Here is a 19,516-nt window from a genome sequence, read left to right as displayed (position 1 = left end):
TTATTATAACTCGTTGCTAGTTACAAATTTGTAAGAGGTAGTATCGCTAAATATTCTATGCAATAATTCATTATTAAGAGTGTGGCTGGTTTTGTAGCCTTTAATTGAACTTACAACGCTAGTGCCGCTGGTATATAAATCACCGAATAAATCTAATAATTTATGGCGAACAAATTCATCTTCATAACGTAAGCCGTTTGGGTTTAAGATTTTATCCTGCTCATCTATTCCTATAGCATTCTCAAATGAGGCACCTTGGGCAAGTCCTTTGCTTTTTAAATAATCAACATCTCTTATAAATCCAAAAGTTCTAGCATCCGCAATATTTTTAGTAAAAGATTCTTGATCTCTAAAACTTAGATTTTGTCTACCTATAGCTTTAGTGCTAAAATCAATAGTTAAATCTACAGTCATGTGATCAGAAGGAGTACAATATAATTCACAATCTTTATGAACTACTTTTATATCTTTTAAAATTTTTAGATATTTTTTAGGAGCATTTTGTAATTTTTTTCCTGTACATTCAATCATAAACACAAAAGGTTTACTACTGCCGTCCATAATTGGCACTTCAGGACCGTCAATTTTAATAATTGCATTATCAATACTGCATCCCCAAAGTGCTGCCATTAAATGTTCAATTGTTGAAATTTGAACTTTATGCTCATTACTTATAGTGGTAGATAACAAGGTATCAGAAACATTGAAATAGCTAGCTTCAATATAATTATTTTCAGAAGATATATCGGTTCTAATGAATATAATTCCGGTATTTTCTTTAGCGGGTTCTATAGTTAACTGGGTGCGTTTTCCTGAGTGAACCCCAATCCCGTAACAACTAACCGGTTTTAATAATGTACTTTGCTGCATGCGAGGCTATAAAAATATACTTCAATACTAATCTTTAATGCCAAATTATACAAGTTATATTATGTTACAAAATATTACATAATCGTCATTGCGAGCAGTCATAGGCTTTGTTGTACGGCTCATTTGATGGCATTCCTGCGAAATAAGGAATCCAAAAAAGTATAAATACAACAAAATTTTGAAATTAAAAGCTCGACTTATCTCGCTTGATGCTGGATTCCTGCGTTTGCAGGAATGACATAGAGTTAAATTTAAAATCTATACAATTTATACTTAATAAAATACCACAAATGATAGGCTACAAAACTACCGACTACGGCAAAAACGGAAAATAAGAAATCACTGCCGTTAATAGTGCCGTAAGGTACATGAGATGATAAAGCTCCGGCATATATACCTATGCTGCACATTGAAAAATACGAAAATAAAGCTGTTCTGAGTTCGTAATCTCTAAATTTATCAATTAGTATTAAAATATTACAAATATAAATGGATCCTAAACAACTACCGATTAGTATTATATATAATATATTAAGGTTTTGACTAGTTCCATGCAGCGGTAGTAAAATAAAGCAGACGAGCAGAATTATAGTTAGTGATAAATTAGCCAAATATTTATTTACTTTGCTTAATATGTAGCATATAGGAATTATAGAAAAACATATTGCTAGGAAAATATATTTTAATATGAGTCTTAAATTAATTAATGCTAATTCTTTCTTTAATGCAAAAGCTTCATAATACCATAATATATCCAAGGCGACATAAGCAACTACGAAGCCTGTCAATAATTGTAATTCGACATTTTTGATTAAGGATGAGAATTTTGAATTTAGATTTAATTTATGAGATGTAGGATTATAATGCAGAAATTCAGTTAGTATATTGATACAATATAACAATGCACAAATTACTATAGTATTATTTGTCGGTTTTATAAATGGATTTAATAAATCTACCATTAAGTTTCCACCCGCCCATAACAACATTATACAAGCTAAAAAAAAATATTTCTTTTCTTTGGTACTCTCAATCATGTCTAATGTTATAGAAGTGAAATATGAAAATGTTCCAAAATTAATTAAAATAAAATTAATTTTAATTAGAGTATAATTATTTAATACAATGAGGTTTATTGTACAAATAATTAATAAAGATAAGCTAAGTAAAATAATTTTTTTATTACTTAACTTATTAATTAACTGTGTTAAGGCAAAGCCTGCTATTATCGAACCTATAAATTTAGTTTGATTTATATGATTTATTTGTTCTCCGCCTAGATTTTTATTTATCAGTAAAAAGATTTTAAAATTATAAAAATTTATAGCATTGATACAGGAAAAAATAAATATTCCCACAAGCAAGAAAAAAATAGTTTTATAATCGTTTTTTAAAGTCATAAATTAAGTGTTTGCTAAACATCAATACATGGTATATAACTCATAATTATAATGATTAAGATTATTATCTTAAAAATTAAAGAGATTTGTAATTCCATTATTTAAGTATATATGGATAGTTATTAGATTATCAGCTTTTAATCAAGTATGGTAGTCTTATTTATAATTTGTATATAATTATTGTTTCATTTTAAAAAAAATTAATGAATTAAATAATATGAAAATATTTTAATGTAAGAAAAATAATAATATATTTTTTAGTATTTTAAAGAGGTGTTATTTGAAGTTTATCTAGAATTTACATTTTTGCTCTTTAATCATAGATAAATTATCCATTTCAATAAATTAATACAAGATAAACAATGATTGTTCTTAAGATACAGGCATTATATTAATTATTTGTTCTTCAAGTTAGTGAGCAAGATAAATGAATAAGAAGATTATAATTGATGCTAATTTTCCAAGTGAAACAAGAGTAGTTTTATTAGGACAAAGCAACAATATAGAAGATATTGAATTTCAAACAACCGTAAGACAACAAAACAAAGGTAACATTTATTTAGCAAAAGTTACAAGAATAGAACCGTCGTTACAAGCTGTTTTTATAGAGTATGGAATGGATAAAAGCGGTTTTTTACCGTTTAGTGAAATCCATCCTAACTATTACAATTTGCCTACCTCGGAGAGCAATTTTCTGGTTAATGCTTTTCCTGAAATAGCTCTTTCAAATATTACGGTTGAGGATGATAAAGAGAAACCGGCTGTTATATATGATTCTTTGGTTGATAGTGAAGAAATTGACCTAAAAACTATAGAAGATTTAGTAGAGAGTAAATTCCAGTCAGCACTTAATTTAGAAGCGGCTGATGATATTGAAATTATTCAAAGCGGTACCACTGAGTCAAATATTCCGCAATATAAACAATATAAAGTTCAAGAAGTAATAAGAAAAAACCAAATATTATTAGTACAGGTTACTAAGGAAGAACGAGGAAGTAAGTGTGCTGCTTTTACTACGTATATATCTTTAGCCGGCAAATATTGTGTTTTAATGCCTAATAAAGGGTCGCAAAACGGCATATCACGTAAAATATCACACGGGGAAGAAAGAAAAAGACTGAAAGATATTTTAAATAAAATAGTAAGTGGTGACAAAAATACTTATAGCGTAATTGTTAGAACTGCAGGTAGAGGAAGTAGTACCTTAGATTTGAAGAAAGACTATAATTATTTAGTAAGGTTATGGAATAAAATTCGTAAAAGTACTATTAAATTTCCAGCTCCGTGTTTTATCCATGAAGAAGATAGTATAATACGTAAAACCATACGTGATATGTGTGATCACAATGTTAAAGAAGTAGTGATTCAAGGACAGGAAGCCTATGAAGATGCTTCAAGATTTATGCAGGATTTATTACCTTCAGAGCTTGCAAAGCTGAAAGAGCATAAAAATAAAACTCCTATATTTACTAAGTTTCAAGTAGAAGAGCAATTAGTTAAATTATATCAGCCTGTCGTGACACTACCTTCAGGGGGATATATCGTTATTAATCCTACGGAAGCTCTTATTGCAATTGATGTAAATTCCGGTAAATCAACTTCTGAAAAAAATATCGAAGAAACGGCACTAAAAACTAATTTAGAAGCAGTAAAAGAAGTAGCAAGGCAAGTAAAGCTTAGAAATCTATCAGGTTTGATAGTTGTTGATTTTATAGACATGAGCGAAGCTAAGAATCGTAAAATTATTGAACGATCCTTTAAAGAGTTTTTAAGTCGTGATCGTGCTCGTATACAAACCGGTAATATTAGTCAGTTTGGACTCCTTGAATTCTCAAGGCAGCGATTACGTTCTTCTTTCTTAGAAACTAATGCGGCTATTTGTTCTCATTGTAACGGTAAAGGAGTCATTAGGGCGAGTGATGCTAATGCTATGTTAATTTTACGTACTATAGAGAATGAAATTTTTGAAGAAAGAATTGATGTAATAAATGTTTTTACCAATATCGTTTCAGTTATTTATCTACTTAATAATAAACGTGCTGAGATAAAATTTATTGAAGAAAAATATAATATAAAGCTTAATTTTTATTCCGATCCTAATGCTACATCAGATAGTTATTCAATTGAAAAAGTGAAGCTGTTGAAGAAAAACAACAATAATGTTAATCCTGTTAAGCCGGTAATTCAGAATCATAGTGCTGATTATACTGAAGAAGAGCCGCAAAAAGAACAGTTACGCAAAAATAAACATAAATGGAAGACAGCTAATAATAGTAATAATATTGCTAATGAAGTAAAAGATAAGAGTTTAGAGGCAAAAGAACCGGTAGAGCAAACTGTAAGTGCTGTGGAAGAGGTGAAAGTTGTAGAAAGTAATGCTGGTTTAGAAGAAGCACAAGCTGCTCCAAAAAAGACAAAACGTAGATATCATAATAAAAAACGTCCTGCTAATACCGCCGAAGATACGGAAAAGAATGTAGAGTCTTGATTAGGAAGGGCTGAATCGTCATTGCGAGGAGGTCTTGTTGCGTAGACCAGCTTTTCTTTCTTGCTTCGTCAAAACTTATAGTTTTTCCTTGCAATGCCGACTTTCAGTATCCATGCGACAAGATCTTTGCAGGAATGACGAGATAAAAAACATAAACTTAAAATAAAAGTGCAGAAAAGCTTAATTACAAAATGGTTGTTTATAAGCTGTATAATGGTCATAGCAATGATTGTTATAGGGGGTATAACAAGGCTTACAGGTGCTGGTTTATCTATAGTTGAGTGGCGTCCGGTAACCGGTATTTTGCCACCTTTTAGTTTTGAAAGCTGGCAAGCGGAATTTGCGAAATATAAAGCTTTTCCTGAATATAATTCCGTTAATTACGGAATGACTTTATCAGAGTTTAAGTTTATTTATCTGTTAGAGTTTATACATCGATTACTTGGTAGAATTACAGCTTTAATATATATTGTACCTTTAATATATTTTTATTTTAAAGATGTTATAAAAAATTGTGACATGCTACCTTATATAATTGCTTTGTTATTATTTTGTGTACAAGGTTTTATGGGGTGGTATATGGTTAAAAGCGGCTTGTTGAATAGCCCGTCTGTTAGTCATTTTCGACTTGCTTTGCATTTAATTATCGCCGTAATTATTTATCACATACTTTTTTATCAATTAATAAAAAATCGTTGTGATATTTTGTTAATCCCATCACAAACAGATTTAAAATTACCACTAATATTTTCCGGTATTGCTATTACTGTAATATATGTGCAAATTTTTTTAGGGGCGATGGTTGCAGGGCTTGATGCAGGGCTGATATATAATAGTTTTCCACTAATGGGGGATAATTTTATCCCGATGGAGATAAAAGATAATTTCTTTAATCTTGCAAATTTACATGATCCGGTTTTTATACAATTTATACATCGTTTAGGCAGCTATAGCGTAGTTTTGGTCGTTGTGATTTTAGTAATTTGCTTGTTAAAAATAGAACATCCGAAATTAAATAAGATAGTGTATTTTCTAATGATTGCATTATTGATGCAGATATCTACCGGAATAATTACTCTTTTATACTCTGTACCTATAATAATTGCCTCTATACATCAGCTTTTTGCTATAATCCTTTTATCTATAATAATTTGGTGCTATTTTTTAATAAAAAGTAGTTAAAATATTACTGTGGTTAAGTCGGCATTGTTGCGTGGATACCAAGTTGTCATTGCAAGGAGCGAAGCGACGCAGCAATCCAGAAAAAGATTAAAAAATTCTGTAAATCAGAATTTGTATAACTGGATTGTTTCGTCAAAATTTTCAATTTTTCCTTGCGCAATGACGAAAAAATTAATACATACAACAACACAATAAAAAGCTCTAAATGAACATTGATGTCAATACTCCTATTTCTTCTAGATTAGATAAATATTTAAAACGTCTATATCCGTTATTGACTCAAGGAGTAATAGAGAAAGCATTACGTCAAAAACAAATTACCGTTAATTCTCAGAAAGCAGAAGCGAGTTTAAGAGTAAAGGGCGGCGATAAAATTTTTATTAACGATAAGTTTAATTTACCTGTTAAGCAACCCAAAAAATTCGTTTTTACTGATGCTGAAATTAAACTAGCGCAGAAAATTACTATCGATTATCTGATATATGAAGATGATAATTTAATAGCTATAAATAAACCTGCAGGTCTTGCTACTCAAGGTGGCAGTAAAATAAATTTATCTATTGACTCTGCATTAAAATATTTGAATTATAAAGGTGCTGATTTTAAGCTAGTACATAGGTTAGATAAAGAAACAAGCGGTTTGCTCTTAATAGCCAAAAATTATTTAAGTAGTGTAAAACTTCATGATGCTTTTAAAAAAAAATTAATTGTAAAAACATATTTTGCTGTCACCTATGGAAAGCCAATTAAAAATGTAGGAGAAGTTAGAAGTAATATAGAGAAGAGTAAAGGAAGTACACCTAAAATTACTGATATTGATAGTGAAAATGGTAAACTTGCCATTACTGATTATAAATTACTTAAATCACTTGATAATAACTTATTTTTAATTGAGTTTACGCCGGTTACAGGTAGAATGCATCAATTAAGGTTGCATTCTAAATTATTAGGTTGTCCGATAGTTGGAGATGATAAATATGGTAATAAAGAAATAATGCCGTATAGTAAATATATGTTCTTGCATGCTAATAATATATGTTTATCTGAAAAGATTTTTGGTCAAGAGATTAAGTTAGAAGCAAAATTACCGTTTTATTTTACTAGACGTCTTACATAGCTTGCTGCTAAAGGTAATTAGTACGTCGAGCCTAGACTTCAATCCTCATGTATGCTTGTGTACGCTGCGGTTCGAAGTGCAGTGTCTCTTTCAAATTCCTCTTTATTAGCGAACGTTTGTAAGACGTCTACTGATCAGTTTGTGGAGTATTGAAGTTATGATTCGTAGATATTTTGTATTGCTGCTTTTTTTAATTACTAATAGTATTGATTGTTTTGCAGATATACAGCAAAGAATCAATGAAGCAGAAAAAGAATATATAAGTAATAGATTTTTAAATGCTGTTTTTATGTTTGCCGATGATTATAAACCTTTATTAACCGGTGCTAAAGGAATTTTTACTTTAAACGGTGAGCAATTAAAAGCAAATGAAATGATGCCTATTGCTTCTGCTACAAAACCTTTTACAGCAGCAGGAATTTTAAAATTACAAGAACAGGAATTATTAAATATTAATGATAAAATCTATAAATATCTTGATCCGGAAATGTGGGGTGGAAAAGTACCGGATTGGGCATATAAAATATCTATTCATAATTTATTAACGCATAGTAGCGGTATTGCTGAATATTTTAGTTTTGTTAAACTTGATTTAAATACGCCTAAGGAAGAGATTCACAAGAAAATATTACAATTTGTTTCTTCTAAACCTTTAGAAATATCTATAGGGAAAAAATTTAAATATAGTAATACTAATTTTGTTATACTCGGTATGATTATCGAAAAAGTAGCTAAAAAAGATTTAGGTAACTTTTTTTATGATGAATTTTTTAAACCTCTTAACATGAAATCTACTAGTTTTGCTTCATATAGTGAAGCTGCTAGAATTCAGAAAAATGTTGTTAGTTCTAATTATCCGGTAAGATATTTTTTAACGCCTAATAATAGTAATAAACCTATATTTACTCCTGTAACTGCCGATTTTTTAGCAGTGCCTTGTGCAGATGGAGGGATAATATCAACACCAAACGATCTAGTTAAATGGTATAGGGCATTAAATGAGGGGACAATTCTTTCTAAGAAGTCATATAAACTTATGACTACTAAATATTTTTTAGCAAAAGATATAGAAGGGCGTAAGTCTTATATGGGGTACGGTATTTTCCTTACGGATCTTGATTCTAAGCATTTAATGATTCATTATACGGGAAAAGCCCTTGGAATACAAAGTGAAGCAGGATATGTTTTGCCTGATAATCTTTATTTTGCTATACTTAGTAATACTATGATTAAAATTCCTGAAGAAGAAAAAGATAAAATTGACATGAAAAATCCTTTAAATCAACTTGGAATAATTTATTTCAGAGATGCAATAATAGGGGCAGCTATAAAAAAGGATTAAATAAAAAACATTAAATGAAGATAGTTACTTGGAATATTAATTCATTGCGTCTACGGATTGATTTATTAAGAAAATTAGTATATGAACATCAGCCAGATATTATTTTACTTCAAGAAACAAAGGTATCGGACTCATTATTTCCTCTTGAAGTTATTAAAAATATAGGCTATGAACATGTAATATATTCAGGGCAGAAATCATATAACGGTGTTGCTATTATTTCAAAATTTCCTTTGAATAATGTTTTTTCATTAGAGTTATATAATAGTGATAAAAGGCATATAGCAGCTATAGTTAATGATATAGAAATACATAATTTTTATGTTCCTGCTGGTGGTGATATACCTGATATAGAGGTAAACTTAAAATTTAAGCATAAGCTCGAATATGTAAGGTTAATGCAGGAATGGCTAACTACTAACCGTACTAGGAACGATAAAATTATCATTGTTGGTGACTTGAACATTGCTCCGCATGAACATGATGTGTGGTCTAGTAAGCAGTTGAGAAATGTTATCAGCCATACTGATATTGAACGCTCGTTATTGGTAGAGCTACAAAATGCGTTAAGTTTTATCGATAGTAGCAGGCATTTTGTTCCACTCGACGAAAAGTTTTATACTTGGTGGAGCTATAGAAATATAGATTGGAAAAAATCTAACAGAGGTAGAAGGCTTGATCATATTTGGGTTAGCGATAATTTAAAAGATGCATTATTTTCTATGCATTTACTATCAGAAGCACGTGATTGGTTGCCGCCTTCGGACCATGTGCCGTATTTTGTGACTTTTGATGTCATTCCCGTGGAGGCGGGAATCCAAAAACAGATGTCACCCCGTGGCTCTTGACCACGGGATGACAATATACTAGAGGAGTCATTAGTGGATATTAAGTTAGGAAAATATAAACCGGTAAAAGAGGAATATTTAAGAGCTTTTAAGGAAGTGCTATTAGTGCGTCGTTTTGAAGAAAAATGCGGGCAGTTATACGGGGTGGGAGAAATAGGCGGTTTTTGTCATTTATATATAGGTCAGGAAGCAGGGATTGCTGCCATAAATATGGTTAGGCACAAAGGTGATAGTATGATTACTAGCTATCGTGACCATGCTCATATTATTTTAGCCGGAACTGAGCCTAAATACGTTCTTGCTGAGCTTATGGGGCGCGCTACAGGCTGCTCAAAAGGCAAGGGCGGTTCGATGCATTTATTTGACGTACCGAACAAATTCTACGGTGGACATGGTATAGTTGGAGCTCAAGTACCTATAGGCACAGGGCTTGCTTTTGCCGAGAAATATAACGGTACGAATAATATCTGTTTTACTTTTTTAGGTGATGGTGCGGTTAATCAAGGTCAGGTATATGAAGCTTTGAATATGGCTGCTTTATGGGGTTTACCTGTAGTTTATATTATTGAAAATAATGAATATTCGATGGGAACGTCTGTAGCACGTTCTACCTTTATGTGTGATTTATATAAGAAAGGGGAATCGTTTGGGATTAAAGGATTTCAGTTAGACGGTATGGATTTTGAAGAAATGTATAACAGCTCTAAGCAAGCAGCCGAGTATGTTAGAGAAAATAGCTTCCCGTTGATATTAGAGGTAAAAACTTATCGTTATCGTGGGCATTCGATGTCTGACCCGGCAAAATATCGCAGTAAAGAAGAAGTTGAGCAATATAAAGAGCGTGACCCATTAGTAATAATAAGAAAAACGATACTTGACAATAAATATGCAACCGAAGCGGATTTAAAAGAGATAGAACAGTCAGTTAAGGCAATTGTGAAAGAAGCAGTAGAGTTTTCAGAAAATTCACCGTTGCCTGATGAGGGGGCATTGTATACAAATATATACGTTTAGTATTTTATATGTCATTTCTACGAAAGCAGGAATGACATAGGTATCCACGCAACAATACCATAGGCACTATAGGAATGACACAAACTTTAATCAAATAAAAAAGAAAAATGCAAATAACGGTACGTGAAGCGTTGCGTGATGCGATGCAAGAAGAGATGATAAGAGACGATAAAGTTTTTGTCATGGGTGAGGAAGTTGCAGAGTATCAAGGAGCTTACAAGGTAACTCAAGGATTACTAGAGCAATTTGGTCCTAAGAGAGTAATTGATACGCCAATAACGGAATATGGTTTTGCAGGGCTTGCAGTCGGAGCAGCTTTTGCAGGACTGCGCCCGATCGTGGAGTTTATGACCTTTAACTTTGCTATGCAAGCATTCGATCATATAGTTAATTCAGCTGCAAAAACGCATTACATGTCAGGCGGGCAGGTCAAATGTCCGATAGTATTTAGAGGACCAAACGGAGCAGCAAGTAGAGTAGCCGCACAACATAGCCAAAATTATACAGCTTGTTATTCTCATATTCCAGGGTTAAAAGTAGTAGCTCCTTATAGTGCAGAAGATCATAAAGGGCTTATGCTTACAGCTATTAGGGACAATAATCCCGTTGTTTTTTTAGAAAATGAAATTTTATACGGTCATAGTTTTGACGTACCGGAAACAATCGAGCCTATACCCTTTGGTCAGGCAAAAATTTTAAAAGAAGGTAGTAGCGTCACTATAGTAACTTTCTCGATTCAAGTAAAACTTGCCTTAGATGCCGCAAATGTTTTACATGGTGATAATATTGATTGTGAAGTTATTGATCTTCGCACTATTAAACCGCTTGATACGGATACAATAATAGAATCGGTGAAAAAAACTAATCGTTTAGTTGTAGTAGAAGAAGGGTGGTTTTTTGCCGGTGTTGGAGCAAGTATTGCTGCTATTGTTATGAAAGAAGCATTCGATTATTTAGATGCTCCGATAGAGATTGTCAGCGGTAAAGACGTGCTACTTCCTTATGCCGTTAATTTAGAAAAATTAGCTCTGCCGAGCGAGAGCGATGTAATAGAAGCAGTAAAGCAAGTTTGTTATTATAGTGTTTAGGGTTATTTAGGTTATTCCTAAGACATTGTTGTATGACCTGATGTCATTCCCGCGTAGGCGGGAATCCAGAAAAACCTATAAAAAACTAGGTTTTTAGGTTTATTTTATCAAATATATAATGTTTGTATCAATATTAAGGCTATTTTTTCTAGATGCCTGCTTTCGCAGGAATGACAGTGGGATCGCTGCAACAAGGTTACATTTTTAACTAGTAATATCTTGCTACTTCGCAGCTCTTTTACGGTCGTTAGGGTCAAGTAGAGCTTTACGTAAACGAATAGATTTCGGTGTTACTTCAACCCTTTCATCATCTTGTATATAGCTGATTGCCTGCTCTAGAGTTAAAAGTATCGGTGGCGTTAGTCTTATGGCTTCGTCTTTTCCGGAAGCTCTAACGTTGCTTAGTTGTTTTGCTTTGAGTGGGTTTACCTCTAAATCATTATCACGGTTATGTTCCCCGATAATCATACCTCTATATACTTTATCGCTAGGGTTTATAAACATTTTCCCCCTTTCTTCTAGATTCCATAGAGCATATGCTACCGCTGCCCCGTCACTGTTAGAGATCAGCACGCCGTTACGTCTTCCCTCGATAGATCCTTTATAATCAGCGTATCCGTGGAAAATACGGTTCATAATTCCCGTGCCTCGTGTTTCGGTTAAAAATTGGCTGTGATAACCGATTAACCCTCTAGACGGTCCGATAAACGTAACACGGCTTTTACCGCCGCCTGATGGTCTCATATCAGTCATTTCAGCTTTTCTAAGTGCTAAAGATTTTACGACCACTCCAACATAATCGTCATTAACGTCAACCTGGATTGCTTCCATAGGTTCTTGCTTATTACCTTTCCCATCGGTTTGGAATAATACTTCGGGTCTACTGACAGATAACTCAAACCCTTCGCGACGCATAGTTTCGATTAAGATACCAAGCTGTAATTCTCCTCGTCCTGCAACTTGGAAAGCATTTTTTTCAGCTGCTTCGGTAACTTTTAGTGCCACGTTACTCTCAAGCTCACGCATTAACCTAGCGCCAATCAAGCTTGATGTAACTTTTGTCCCTTCACTGCCTGCAAGCGGTGAGTCATTAACGCTAAAAGTCATGGATAAAGTTGGGGGGTCAATAGGTAGAGATGGTACAGCTTCGGTTACTTCAGGTGAGCAGATAGTATCGGCAACGTTGGCGTTTTCAACGCCTGCTACGGCAATAATATCACCAGCTATAGCCTCATCTATCGCGATTCTCTCTAAGCCTCTAAAGGCTAATATTTTAGTGATACGTCCGGTTTCAAGTACTTTATTCTCACGATTTAATACTTTTACGTTTTGGTTGATTTTGACAGTGCCGTTTTGTACACGACCTGTTAGAACTCTTCCAAAGAAAGAATTATATTCTCTAGTAGTAATCAGCATAGCAAACGGTGCTTTATCATCGGCTGCAGGCGTAGGTACATGTGTTACTATTAGGTCGAAAAGCGGAGCTAAATCATCTGCTAAATTATCTAAAGGATTTATTTTATCATCAAAGTTTAAAGATGCTCTGCCTGCTCTACCTGATGCATAGACTATAGGGAAATCAAGCTGATCGTTATTTGCCTCGAGTGCCACAAATAGCTCGAATACTTCTTCGATAACTTCTTTAATTCTTTGGTCGTCTCTATCAATTTTATTAATAACAACGATAGGTTTTAAGCCGAGATTTAAAGCTTTAGAAAGCACGAATTTTGTTTGCGGCATTGGTCCTTCAGAAGCGTCGACAAGTAGCACAACACCGTCAACCATGCTTAATATGCGTTCTACTTCACCGCCAAAATCAGCATGCCCAGGTGTATCAACGATATTAATACGGATATCGTTCCACATAAGAGCAGTGCATTTGGCTAGTATTGTTATTCCACGCTCACGCTCAAGATCATTAGAGTCCATAGCACGCTCAGCTACTGCTTGGTTAGCTCTAAATGTCCCGCTTTGTTTAAGCATATTATCAACAAGTGTAGTTTTTCCATGATCAACGTGGGCAATAATTGCTATATTACGAATAGGTGTCATCTTTAAAAATTCTCACAAGTTTACAATAGTTTTCCGTATTATACACTAAAATACCAAAAATTGGAATAAAGTTCTTGAACAAGACATTGGTTTAACTGCAGAATAAAAATTACTAAGAATATTTAAACTTTATAAAATAAGAGAAATTAATGAACGATAATATAGAACTATTTATATTTGATTTTGACGGTACTTTAGTTAAGGGGCATTCGCATAATTATATAGGGGAGAGGTTAGGATGCTTAATAGCACGTAATATACAAAATCGCTTTTTTAGCTCATACTCATATGAGGAACGTGCTGAAGAAATAGCTAGGCTTGAACAAAAATTCATTATAGAGCTGATGGAGAAATTTCTAGATAGTGATCATTTAGGTTGGAAAAATGAAGAGCAATTAGTACGTTTTTTTAAGAATATTATATTATCTGGTCATAAAATAGCTATAGCATCATTTAATGATTATCCTCATGCTGTAAAATATGCATTAGAAAGCTTACTGGGAAAGGAAGATGCAGCAAAAATTTATATAAAATCAGCTTGACCTTCTAATAATTTTCAAGAAATACAAATATTGTACTAAAAAGAATATATTAAGAGAAATAACTAATAATACCGGAGTAACTAATAAAAAAAACGTATTTTTCATGGATGATGATATTAAACATGTCAATGCTGCAAAAGACTATGGTATTACAGCAGTTTTGGTTGAGAACAAAGGAAAAGAGCATATTCATAAAGCTGTTAATTTTTTATATGAATTTAATGAACAGAATGAAATTTATGTTGAGTTAAATTATCTTGATACTGCATCTCTTCTTAGTGAAAAAGATTTAAAGCAAAAAATAATAGAAAGTATTGGATTTTAACCTTATTCAAGTGATTATTATGCGGAACATACACCACATGGAAATGATAAGGTACTAACGTTAGGTGACGATTAAGTTTTTAATTATAGACAAATAACCTGATGTGATTTATTCTAGGATTAATAGAGGGGGTTGCTCCAATGTTATTCCCGTGTAGACCGAAAAAACTATTCGATGTTATTCCCGCGTAGGCGGGGATCCAGAAACAAGGTATCAATGCAGCAAATTTTTGAAATTAAAAGCTCGCTTTATGCTGGATTCCCGCCTACGCGGGAATGATATCATTCAATATAACGCTTAAGTCTAAATTATAGGACCAAAGATGATATACCGAATATTATGTTTATGCATATTCATAATAAATTTCTCAATGATTACGGAGGCACAAAATGTGCCGATTAAAGAAGATAATTTTAAAGTTAGAGTAGCTGTTGCTGATGTACAATCTATATTGGAAGGTTCGATAGCTATAAAAGATTTACGTAATAAAATTGAAAAGCTGAATCATAAAATTCAAGAGGATATTGCGGCAAAAGAAGCAGAATTTAAACCGCTGGAAGAGAAGTTGCTAAATGAGCGTTCTAATTTAAGTGAAACCGAATTTGAGCATAAAGTAAACGAATTTAATGCAAAAGTTAGCCACGTTAGAAAAGAAATTCAGATTAAGAAAACAAAGCTTGAACAAGCACACGCTGAGGGTATGAGTAGAGTCCATGAAACAACTATCACAATAATTAGTGAACTTGCCGAGAAATATAACCTGAATTTGGTAATTCCAAGTGCTCAAGTCTTATATGCTAAAAATAATTTGAATATAACTTCCGAAGTAACTTTTATGTTGAATGAAAGGTTAAAAGAAGTAACGATAAACTATTGATTGTGTTGTATATGTCATTCTCGCCTATGCTGGAATGACATAGGACATAAAACGCTATTATTGACAAGAGTATTTAATATGGCAGAATTTACACTGATTACAATTGCATACGGGGACGGTATAGGTCCTGAAATAATGGAGGCAGTGCTTTATATATTACGTAAAGCTGAGGCTCGTATTCGCTTAGAAACCATTGAAGTAGGTGAAAAGCTTTACAAGAAGCATTATACTTCAGGCATAAGCGAAGAAAGTTGGGAATCAATACAACGTACCGGTATTATACTTAAAGCCCCGATTACTACCCCGCAAGGTGGAGGATATAAAAGTTTAAACGTCACGATTCGTAAAACATTACAGCTTTTTGCTAATATTCGTCCTTCTGTTTCATTTCATCCTTTTACTAGAACTCTGCATCCCAATTTAAATTTAACTATTATACGTGAGAATGAGGAAGATTTATACGCAGGTATAGAATACCACCAAACGCATAATATTTATGAATCAATAAAGTTGATAAGTCATACTGGTTGTGAAAAAATTATTAGATATGCTTTTGAATATGCAGTAAAAAATAACCGTAAAAAAGTCACGTGCTTAAGCAAAGATAATATTATGAAATTTTCCGATGGGATCTTTCATAAAGTATTTAATGAGATTGCAAAAGAATATCCGCAAATTAATAACGAGCATTATATTATCGATATCGGCACTGCAAGGCTTTCTACCAAACCGGAAATATTTGACGTTATCGTGACTTCTAATTTATACGGTGATATCATATCCGATGTAGCTGCTGAAATTTCAGGCTCGGTAGGTTTAGCCGGTTCTGCAAATATTGGGCAGCGTTATGCGATGTTTGAAGCAGTACATGGAAGTGCTCCCAATATTGCCGGTCAAGATATTGCAAATCCGTCAGGGCTGTTAAATGCTGCTATAATGATGCTAGTACATATAGGGCAGGGTGATATCGCTACATTAATCGAAAATGCTTGGAAAAAAACTATAGAGGATGGAGTTCATACAGCCGATATATATAATCAGCAGAATTCTAGTAAAAAAGTTGGTACAAAAGAATTTGCTGAAGAAGTAACGAAAAGATTAGGACAGATACCGACAAAGCTACCTCAAGCAGATTATCCGTTAATTGCCGAGAAACAAGAAAGTAATATAGACTATAAGATTGATACTAAAGAGGTTAAGAAATTGGTTGGTACGGATATATTTGTGAATATGAATGTATCTTCCGCTCACGATATAGCAGATACAGTTAATAAGCTTGAGCTTGGTAATGTTGAGTTAAAAACAATCTCGTCAAAAGGATTAAAATTGTGGCCCCGTGATACAAGGTTTGAAACTGTTTCCGATCATTGGTGTTGTCGTTTTATGAATAAAGACGGCACGGAAATAAAGCATTTAGATATAACAAGATTGCTTGAAGCTTTAAGCAAAGCAAATATCGATTTTATCAAAGTAGAGAATTTATTTGAGTTTGACGGGGTGGCAGGGTATAGCTTGGCTCAGGGTGAGTGATATCTCGATCAACTTCAAAAATTGGCTACGTCATCCTACAAGTACTGCGGTGCTCACGTATTAAGTATACGCTCTGCTCCTCGTCTTGTGGATTTCTTACTATTTTTAAAGTTGATCGAGTATATAATGCTAAATAATTAATAAGATTAACAAAAATGATATTATATTATATCGGAATTTTATTAGTAATTATTGGATTATTTGCTATATTTTCAGGGATAATCGGTTTTTTTAGATTTCCTGATTTTTATACTAAATTACATGCAGCAAGTGTTATTGAGAGTTTTGGAGTGCCTGTTTGCTTAATAGGTTTTGCGTGCATTGAATCAGATATTGTTAACTCTGGTAAATTAATTTTAGCGGCTTTATTGATTTTTTTACTAAATCCAGTAGCAACCCATGCACTCGGTAAAGCATCGCTACTTTCGATGTCATTTCTGCGAAAGCAGGAATCCAGAAAAAAATTTAAAAAGACTGGATGCCCGCTTGCACGGGAATGACATTAGACTATACAGTAAAACTAATGAAAACAGCTTTAAATTTTGATCTCGGCAATTACCTACTTAACTTAATTGCTTTTTTATTGATTTTAATATCCATAAAAATAATTTTTACTAAAGATTTACTAAACGCAGTGATTGCTACTTCTATATTTAGCTTATTAATCGGTGTATCTTATCTTATGATGGATGCTCCTGATGTCGCTATGACTGAAGCTGCACTAGGAAGCTGCTTATCAACATGCGTATATTTGAATTTGTTACGTAAATTACCTTCTGATTTAAAGAATATAGAGAGAACTAATATTATTTCCACAAGTTTAATATGTTTATTATTTGTAGTAATTCTTACTTATATGGGGTTAGAATTACCGAGTTACGGTGATGATCATGCTCCTATTCATATATATTCAAGTAAATATTATATAGAAAATACCTCTAGAGATATAGGAGTACCTTCCCTTATTGCGGCTATTCTTGCAAGCTATCGTGGATATGATACTTTAGGTGAAACTAGCGTAATTTTAATTGCAGGAATTGCTGTGCTGTTAGTATTTTCACAGGAGGGTGTCATACCGTGGCTTGACCACGGTATCTCAGGACACGGAATGAAATACAAGAACCCGCGATCAAGTCGCGTGATGACAAATCCGATAATAAAATATATAACTAGTTTTATAATACCTTATATAATTTTATATAGTATATATATTCAGCTTAACGGTGAGTCTTCGCCTGGTGGTGGGTTTCAAGCAGGTGTTATATTTGCATCTAGCCTTATTGCTTATGATTTAGTTTACGGTAATCGAAAATTAAGCAGATATTTTCCTCCTAACGTGCTAATTTGTATTGCTGTTTTAGGTATAGCAATATATGCAATTGTAGGAACAATATCGCTATTTTTTAACGATAATTATTTAAATTATTATTCACTAACAAATTTTATCAATGATAAGCTACTTGCTCAGCATATCGCTATAGTTATTGTTGAAATTGGTATAGGTTTAACTGTCGCAGCTATTATGTATTTAATTTACAACGTATTTAACTGTATACTCGATGAACTTTAAAAATTGGCTACGTCGTTTATAAGCATCATTGATGCTCTTATAAACTCCTTGCTCTTTTTACAGTTGATCTGCGTCTACTAAAATAGAGAGTAGAATATGTTTTTATTAATTAAGCGTGAATTTATAGTGCAGAATCGTATTAATAATATAATTAAATATATAGTTATATTTTTTTTATTTTGCATAATTAGTACTGTTTTAATTAACAGCGAGAAAGATATTAACAAATTCGGTTTAATTTTTTCGGTAATTTGTTTATTAATTTCATTAATCGGTTTTTCTGCGGTTATATTTAAATCTGATTTGGAAGACGGAAACTTAGAGTTATTATTATCAATTGTTAGTTATGAAAAAATTATATTAGCTAAATTTTTTGCTATATTTATCAGTAGTACGGTAGGGTTAGTTTTTGTTTTACCCATTATTTATGTTTTTTTTGATCAAACTTTGCTTGAGATAATATTTTTCTTTATTAGCGTATGGATGATGTTAGTTTTATCAAGTAGTTTAGTGGTTTTATCCGGTAGCGTGCAATGTTATTTTAAGAAGAATGCTAACTTTGTCGGTACGTTTGTCATGCCGTTATTGATGCCGAATATTATAATGACGGGCTTAATATTACAAGATAATAACTTACAATTAATTTTTATTATGATAGGAATTAATTTAGTATTTTTACCGATTTCATTCTTCTTGAGTGCCGATTTAATTAAAAATATTTATAATATTACGTGATTTTGCTTTATTTTTACTAATGTAGTGATATAAAATAAAGATGAATATTATTAATTTTGTTGAGCAAAATATATGTGGCAGGCTTTACGAAGGTTAATTGCAGCAAATCCTATGGGATTTTTGCTGTGGTCTATTATTACTAAATGGTATTTAATTATAGCAGTTGCTTCCTTAATTACTTTATATTATACAGTATTGGGATTAAAAAAAATTGGGTTTATAGATTATTTTACTGAAACTACAGTCGAGATATTAGATACAACTAAAGCAGTTGCTCAAAATTGTACTACAAAACTCGGTCCTAATTGGGATCATTTAGTTAGTTTTTGGAATTGCTTAAGTAACCCTGGAGAATATAAGCATGAAGAAGGGACAGGAGCAAAAGTGCTAGAAGATGAAATAAATAAGCTTACACCAAAACAAGCAGGTAGTGCTGCAGACGCTGAACGTCCTATAATAAATCCTTATGAAGAACTAGCAAATCCAAATAATCTTAATAATACCCAAAGCGGTAGTAATAATAATCGTTAATTTAT

18 protein-coding genes are annotated in these 19,516 nt (G+C 32.6%); 15 read left to right on the top strand and 3 right to left on the bottom strand.

All coding sequences use genetic code 11. The annotated features are described in order from the left end of the window. Positions 1 to 3: 3 nt before the first annotated feature. Positions 4 to 870, bottom strand: a complete 867-nt coding sequence (lpxC, locus tag ACKTSD_RS06370; RefSeq protein WP_412708493.1) for a UDP-3-O-acyl-N-acetylglucosamine deacetylase — start codon at positions 868 to 870, stop codon at positions 4 to 6. A gap of 251 nt (positions 871 to 1,121) precedes the next feature. Further along, complete coding sequence (locus ACKTSD_RS06365) at positions 1,122 to 2,270, bottom strand: hypothetical protein (RefSeq protein WP_412708492.1); 1,149 nt, start codon at positions 2,268 to 2,270, stop codon at positions 1,122 to 1,124. Between the two features lie 427 nt (positions 2,271 to 2,697). On the opposite strand from ACKTSD_RS06365, the gene ACKTSD_RS06360 reads away from it, so the two are divergent. From ACKTSD_RS06360 to ACKTSD_RS06325, 7 genes are all read left to right on the top strand, one after another. Continuing rightward, the gene (locus ACKTSD_RS06360) at positions 2,698 to 4,758 is read left to right on the top strand and encodes an Rne/Rng family ribonuclease (RefSeq protein ID WP_412708491.1); all 2,061 of its coding nucleotides are present in this window, start codon (positions 2,698 to 2,700) and stop codon (positions 4,756 to 4,758) included. 168 nt (positions 4,759 to 4,926) lie between these two features. Then, entirely contained in the window at positions 4,927 to 5,940 is a 1,014-nt protein-coding gene (locus tag ACKTSD_RS06355) for a COX15/CtaA family protein (protein WP_412708490.1), read from the top strand. A 205-nt stretch (positions 5,941 to 6,145) separates the two neighbouring features. Next, entirely contained in the window at positions 6,146 to 7,057 is a 912-nt protein-coding gene (locus ACKTSD_RS06350) for an RluA family pseudouridine synthase (protein WP_412708489.1), read from the top strand. Positions 7,058 to 7,214: 157 nt separating this feature from the next. Further along, entirely contained in the window at positions 7,215 to 8,399 is a 1,185-nt protein-coding gene (locus ACKTSD_RS06340) for a serine hydrolase domain-containing protein (RefSeq protein ID WP_412708569.1), read from the top strand. Positions 8,400 to 8,413: 14 nt separating this feature from the next. Then, positions 8,414 to 9,247 (top strand): exodeoxyribonuclease III, encoded by an 834-nt coding sequence (xth, locus tag ACKTSD_RS06335; protein WP_412708488.1) that lies wholly within the window; start codon positions 8,414 to 8,416, stop codon positions 9,245 to 9,247. A gap of 33 nt (positions 9,248 to 9,280) precedes the next feature. Beyond that, positions 9,281 to 10,261, top strand: coding sequence for a pyruvate dehydrogenase (acetyl-transferring) E1 component subunit alpha (gene pdhA, locus ACKTSD_RS06330; RefSeq protein WP_412708487.1), 981 nt, complete (start codon positions 9,281 to 9,283; stop codon positions 10,259 to 10,261). Between the two features lie 107 nt (positions 10,262 to 10,368). Then, a complete protein-coding gene (locus ACKTSD_RS06325; protein WP_412708486.1) occupies positions 10,369 to 11,349 on the top strand; it encodes a pyruvate dehydrogenase complex E1 component subunit beta in 981 nt (326 codons plus the stop codon). A 222-nt stretch (positions 11,350 to 11,571) separates the two neighbouring features. Here ACKTSD_RS06325 and typA read toward each other — a convergent pair whose 3' ends face one another. Further along, on the bottom strand, positions 11,572 to 13,401 hold the full coding sequence (gene typA, locus ACKTSD_RS06320) for a translational GTPase TypA (RefSeq protein ID WP_412708485.1): 1,830 nt from the start codon (positions 13,399 to 13,401) through the stop codon (positions 11,572 to 11,574). 149 nt (positions 13,402 to 13,550) lie between these two features. Here typA and ACKTSD_RS06315 point away from each other — a divergent pair, with 149 nt between their 5' ends. From ACKTSD_RS06315 to ACKTSD_RS06280, 8 genes are all read left to right on the top strand, one after another. Next, the gene (locus tag ACKTSD_RS06315; protein ID WP_412708484.1) at positions 13,551 to 13,943 is read left to right on the top strand and encodes an HAD family hydrolase; all 393 of its coding nucleotides are present in this window, start codon (positions 13,551 to 13,553) and stop codon (positions 13,941 to 13,943) included. A gap of 103 nt (positions 13,944 to 14,046) precedes the next feature. Next, positions 14,047 to 14,268 (top strand): hypothetical protein, encoded by a 222-nt coding sequence (locus tag ACKTSD_RS06310; protein ID WP_412708483.1) that lies wholly within the window; start codon positions 14,047 to 14,049, stop codon positions 14,266 to 14,268. Positions 14,269 to 14,590: 322 nt separating this feature from the next. Beyond that, positions 14,591 to 15,145: an OmpH family outer membrane protein gene (locus tag ACKTSD_RS06305; RefSeq protein ID WP_412708482.1), complete on the top strand. Its 555-nt coding sequence runs from the start codon at positions 14,591 to 14,593 to the stop codon at positions 15,143 to 15,145. A gap of 78 nt (positions 15,146 to 15,223) precedes the next feature. Beyond that, a complete protein-coding gene (locus tag ACKTSD_RS06300; RefSeq protein ID WP_412708481.1) occupies positions 15,224 to 16,675 on the top strand; it encodes an NADP-dependent isocitrate dehydrogenase in 1,452 nt (483 codons plus the stop codon). A 155-nt stretch (positions 16,676 to 16,830) separates the two neighbouring features. Further along, on the top strand, positions 16,831 to 17,175 hold the full coding sequence (locus ACKTSD_RS06295) for a Na+/H+ antiporter subunit G (RefSeq protein ID WP_412708480.1): 345 nt from the start codon (positions 16,831 to 16,833) through the stop codon (positions 17,173 to 17,175). 23 nt (positions 17,176 to 17,198) lie between these two features. Further along, positions 17,199 to 18,245 carry a DUF4040 domain-containing protein gene (locus tag ACKTSD_RS06290; RefSeq protein ID WP_412708568.1) on the top strand — a complete coding sequence of 349 codons (1,047 nt, stop codon included), beginning with the start codon at positions 17,199 to 17,201 and terminating at the stop codon, positions 18,243 to 18,245. A gap of 96 nt (positions 18,246 to 18,341) precedes the next feature. Further along, positions 18,342 to 18,980, top strand: a complete 639-nt coding sequence (locus ACKTSD_RS06285; protein ID WP_412708479.1) for a heme exporter protein CcmB — start codon at positions 18,342 to 18,344, stop codon at positions 18,978 to 18,980. A 72-nt stretch (positions 18,981 to 19,052) separates the two neighbouring features. Next, on the top strand, positions 19,053 to 19,511 hold the full coding sequence (locus ACKTSD_RS06280; protein ID WP_412708478.1) for a DUF2670 domain-containing protein: 459 nt from the start codon (positions 19,053 to 19,055) through the stop codon (positions 19,509 to 19,511). Positions 19,512 to 19,516: the final 5 nt, after the last annotated feature.

Origin of the sequence: Candidatus Rickettsia kedanie (genome assembly GCF_045865205.1) — a bacterium.
Lineage (GTDB): Bacteria > Pseudomonadota > Alphaproteobacteria > Rickettsiales > Rickettsiaceae > Rickettsia > Rickettsia australis.
Note: the sequence above shows the minus strand (reverse complement) of the source record. Positions and strands in the feature narration are given on the sequence as shown.

What these genes read in the sequence shown, in the direction of transcription:
- ACKTSD_RS06315 (WP_412708484.1), top strand. Translation starts at nt 13,551, where the DNA reads ATGAACGATAATATAGAACTATTTATATTTGATTTTGACGGTACTTTA.
- ACKTSD_RS06295 (WP_412708480.1), top strand. Translation starts at nt 16,831, where the DNA reads ATGATATTATATTATATCGGAATTTTATTAGTAATTATTGGATTATTT.
- lpxC (WP_412708493.1), bottom strand. Translation starts at nt 870, where the DNA reads ATGCAGCAAAGTACATTATTAAAACCGGTTAGTTGTTACGGGATTGGG.
- ACKTSD_RS06325 (WP_412708486.1), top strand. Translation starts at nt 10,369, where the DNA reads ATGCAAATAACGGTACGTGAAGCGTTGCGTGATGCGATGCAAGAAGAG.
- xth (WP_412708488.1), top strand. Translation starts at nt 8,414, where the DNA reads ATGAAGATAGTTACTTGGAATATTAATTCATTGCGTCTACGGATTGAT.
- ACKTSD_RS06285 (WP_412708479.1), top strand. Translation starts at nt 18,342, where the DNA reads ATGTTTTTATTAATTAAGCGTGAATTTATAGTGCAGAATCGTATTAAT.
- ACKTSD_RS06310 (WP_412708483.1), top strand. Translation starts at nt 14,047, where the DNA reads ATGGATGATGATATTAAACATGTCAATGCTGCAAAAGACTATGGTATT.
- ACKTSD_RS06300 (WP_412708481.1), top strand. Translation starts at nt 15,224, where the DNA reads ATGGCAGAATTTACACTGATTACAATTGCATACGGGGACGGTATAGGT.
- ACKTSD_RS06290 (WP_412708568.1), top strand. Translation starts at nt 17,199, where the DNA reads ATGAAAACAGCTTTAAATTTTGATCTCGGCAATTACCTACTTAACTTA.
- ACKTSD_RS06305 (WP_412708482.1), top strand. Translation starts at nt 14,591, where the DNA reads ATGATATACCGAATATTATGTTTATGCATATTCATAATAAATTTCTCA.
- ACKTSD_RS06350 (WP_412708489.1), top strand. Translation starts at nt 6,146, where the DNA reads ATGAACATTGATGTCAATACTCCTATTTCTTCTAGATTAGATAAATAT.
- ACKTSD_RS06360 (WP_412708491.1), top strand. Translation starts at nt 2,698, where the DNA reads ATGAATAAGAAGATTATAATTGATGCTAATTTTCCAAGTGAAACAAGA.
- ACKTSD_RS06365 (WP_412708492.1), bottom strand. Translation starts at nt 2,270, where the DNA reads ATGACTTTAAAAAACGATTATAAAACTATTTTTTTCTTGCTTGTGGGA.
- ACKTSD_RS06340 (WP_412708569.1), top strand. Translation starts at nt 7,215, where the DNA reads ATGATTCGTAGATATTTTGTATTGCTGCTTTTTTTAATTACTAATAGT.
- ACKTSD_RS06280 (WP_412708478.1), top strand. Translation starts at nt 19,053, where the DNA reads ATGTGGCAGGCTTTACGAAGGTTAATTGCAGCAAATCCTATGGGATTT.
- typA (WP_412708485.1), bottom strand. Translation starts at nt 13,401, where the DNA reads ATGACACCTATTCGTAATATAGCAATTATTGCCCACGTTGATCATGGA.